Source organism: Variovorax sp. P4_D9 (assembly GCF_056401695.1).
Genome location: NZ_JBFUIU010000939.1, coordinates 1 through 3,221 on the forward strand (window position 1 = coordinate 1; position 3,221 = coordinate 3,221).

4 protein-coding genes are annotated in these 3,221 nt (G+C 60.9%); all 4 read left to right on the top strand.

Features of this window, described 5'->3' with window-relative positions; translation table 11 throughout:
* On the top strand, positions 1-331 hold a 331-nt coding region (locus AC1DY5_RS48685; protein WP_478121510.1), incomplete at its 5' end, for a TauD/TfdA dioxygenase family protein.
* A 548-nt stretch (positions 332-879) separates the two neighbouring features.
* Positions 880-1,860, top strand: a complete 981-nt coding sequence (locus AC1DY5_RS48690; RefSeq protein WP_478121511.1) for a quinone oxidoreductase family protein — start codon at positions 880-882, stop codon at positions 1,858-1,860.
* A gap of 28 nt (positions 1,861-1,888) precedes the next feature.
* Positions 1,889-2,881, top strand: a complete 993-nt coding sequence (locus tag AC1DY5_RS48695; protein ID WP_478121512.1) for a Bug family tripartite tricarboxylate transporter substrate binding protein — start codon at positions 1,889-1,891, stop codon at positions 2,879-2,881.
* Between the two features lie 152 nt (positions 2,882-3,033).
* Positions 3,034-3,221 (top strand): 3-keto-5-aminohexanoate cleavage protein (locus AC1DY5_RS48700; protein WP_478121513.1); only part of this gene is annotated, 188 nt, incomplete at its 3' end.

Below are 3,221 nucleotides of genomic sequence, written 5' to 3' on the forward strand. Positions count from 1 at the left end.
TCCCGACGCCGAACACCCCGTGGTCCGCTCCCATCCCGAAACCGGCGAGAAGGTGCTGTTCGTCAATGGCAGCTTCACGACGCACTTCACCAACTTCAATACGCCCGCCAACGTGCGCTTCGGCCTGGACAAGTCGCCAGGCGCCAGCCATCTGCTCAACTACCTGGTCAGCCAGGCCCTCGTCCCCGAATACCAGGTCCGTTTCCGTTGGAAGAAGAACAGCGTTGCGTTCTGGGACAACCGTTCCACCCAGCACTACGCAGTGATGGACTACCCGCCGTGCCACCGCAAGATGGAGCGCACGGCGATCATCGGCGACCTGCCGTACTGAGGGCGCCCCTTCCTGCGGGCTATCCGACGCAGGATGCCCTGCTGGCGAACGGCTGGCTGCCCGTACCCCGGCAGGTGCTGCCCTTCTGCAGCATCGTTGCGGCGGGCAACGTGGGCGCGGTGGGCCACATCAATTCGGCGTCAGGCTTTGGCGCGTGCGCGTGCGCGTGGCCGCTGGCCGAACAGTTCATCCAGTCCCTGGAGTCCTGATTTTTGTCCGGGCGGGGACGGGAAGCACTTCCCACCCGCGCGCGCATCAGGCGGCCATGCGGCACGCCTGCGCGAAAACCCGCTCTTCTTGCACACGGCGCGGCGCATCGTTTCCCCGATTGCAGCGGTTTCTTCATCCTGTGACCTTTCCGTCCGAAAGCGGACGGTCACATTGCGGCCGTTGGACGTCCTTGAATTCCTGGGCATATGAACTGAAGCCACAGATTGTCATGAAAGGAAAAGTGCAAGGCATGCAACGTCAAGCAGGAACGAGCGCAAAGTCAGAAGATGCAGTTGTCAATTCAGACCTCAGCAAATTGACAAATACTGGAGACAAACATGGCAAAAGTCGTCAAGTTTTACGAAACGGGCAAGCCCGACGTACTTCGTTTTGAAGACGTTGACGTTGGCGAACCGGGACCGGGAGAGGTTCGCATCCGCCACGTGGCAGTGGGCCTGAATTTCGCCGACACCTACTTCCGCCGCGGCACCTACCCGGTTCCGTTGCCCAGCGGTATCGGGAACGAGGGGGCCGGTGTGGTCGAGGCCGTCGGTGCCGGCGTGACCCATCTGGTGGTCGGCGACCGTGTGACCTATACGGGCTTTATCAACACGCTGGGCGCCTACAGCACCGAGCGGCTGATTTCCGCCGCACTGCTGATCAAGCTGCCGGATGCCATCCACTGCGAGACCGCGGCGGCCATGACCATGCGGGGCTTGTCCGCCGCGTACCTGGTGCGCCGGATCTACCCTTTCAAGGCGGGCGATGCCGTGCTGCTGCATGCGGCCGCAGGCGGTGTCGGACTGATTGTTTCGCAGTGGGCCAAGTTGCTCGGGTTGACGGTGATCGGAACGGTTTCGACCGACGCCAAAGCCGAAGTGGCCCGCGCCCATGGCTGCGATCACACGATCAACTACAGCCATGAGGATGTGGCCCAGCGCGTGCGCGAACTGACGGACGGGGTGGGCGTGTCCGTGGTCTTCGACAGCGTGGGCAAGACCACCTTCATGTCCTCGCTGGATTCCCTCAAGCGCCGCGGCCTGATGGTCTGCGTGGGAACGGCCTCCGGCACGATCCCGCCGTTCGATCCGCAAATCCTGGCCCGCAAGGGGTCGCTGTACCTGACCCGACCGGGCCTGGCCGACTACATCGCCGATCCGGCCGAAAAGGCGGAACTGGTCGATGAGTTGTTCGGCCACGTGGCGGCAGGCCGCATCCGCATCGAGATCAATCAACGGTATGGCTTGCAGGACGCCGTGCAGGCACATCAGGACCTGGAGGCGCGAAAGACCACAGGCTCCTCCATCTTCGTCATTTGAGCGTTACACACTTCAAAGGTGAACAGCCATGGTTCCGAATCTATTGAAACTGCGACTCCTCGCGATCATTGCCCTGTGCTGGCTCGCGGCGGTCTCGCCTGCGCTGGCACAGCAATGGCCCGACAAGCCCATCCGACTCATCGTGCCTGCGCCGCCGGGCGGCATTTCCGACATGGTGGCTCGATTGCTCGCCGAACAACTGCGAACGAACCTGGGTCAGACCGTGTTGGTGGACAACAAGCCAGGCGGTTCGGCCGTTGTGGCTGAACGGGCCATGATGGCGGCTCCCGCCGACGGCTACACCTGGATGGTGGGGCCATCGAGCGTCCTGTCCGATATACCGCTGACCGTCAAGACGCCGTACGACGTCCTCAAGACATTCACCTACGTCGCAGAAGCCAGCAGCATGATTCACGTGCTGGTGGCCAACGCGAGTTTTCCACCCAACAACGTCAATGAACTGCTGGACTACGCCAAGCGCAATCCGCGGTCGGTCAGCGTAGCGAATCTCAGCGTCGGCACGCGTTCCAATCTGCTGGGCGAAATGCTGAGGGAAAAGAGTGGCAATGACATGCTGGTCGTCCCGTACAAGGGCTCGGCGCCCGCCATGGTGGACCTGATGGGGAACCAGGTTCAACTGACCTTCGAGGTGGTGAGCAACGTCGTCCCGTTCGTCAAGAGCGGCAAGCTGAAGGGACTTGCAGTCGCCTCGTCGACGCGCTCCCAGTACCTTCCCAATGTGCCGAGTTTCGGTGAACTGGGATTGCCTGATTTTGTCCTCCCTCATGCGAGCGTCGGTGTTTTCGTCTTGAGTAGCACACCCCAGCCGGTCATCGATCGAATCCAGAGCGAAATGGCGAAAGTTGTGCACTCTGCCAAGTACCGCGAGGCGCTGACAGTGCAAGGCCTGGACTTTCCGCAAGACGCCTCGTTGGACCAGCTTCGTCAATCATTGGCCGCAACCTCGGCCCACAACCGGGCCATCATCAAGAAGCTCCAACTCAAGATCAGTCCTGAGTGAACTGAGCGGCATCGCGCAACCTTGAACTCCTCGCACAGATCAAGTCGCAGCGCATCGGCATTGGTATGCGACGCTCCGTACCAAGTTTTTAAAGTTTTTCCATCCAGTTCGTCATTCTCAATATTCACATTTCAACTTGGAGACCCATCATCATGAACTTCCTTGACGGCCACCTGTATCCCGAGAACCAGCAGCCTCTGATCATCACCGCCGCTCCCTATGCGCCGGGCTGGATTCCCTCGGACTTCCCGGAAGACATCCCAGTCACGATGGAGGAGCAGATCCAGAAGGCTGTGGATTGCTACGAAGCCGGTGCCACCGTGCTGCATCTGCATGTGCG

Bases quoted from the DNA above. Each gene is read 5' to 3' on its own strand.
- AC1DY5_RS48695 (WP_478121512.1), top strand. From the start codon at position 1,889: ATGGTTCCGAATCTATTGAAACTGCGACTCCTCGCGATCATTGCCCTG.
- AC1DY5_RS48690 (WP_478121511.1), top strand. From the start codon at position 880: ATGGCAAAAGTCGTCAAGTTTTACGAAACGGGCAAGCCCGACGTACTT.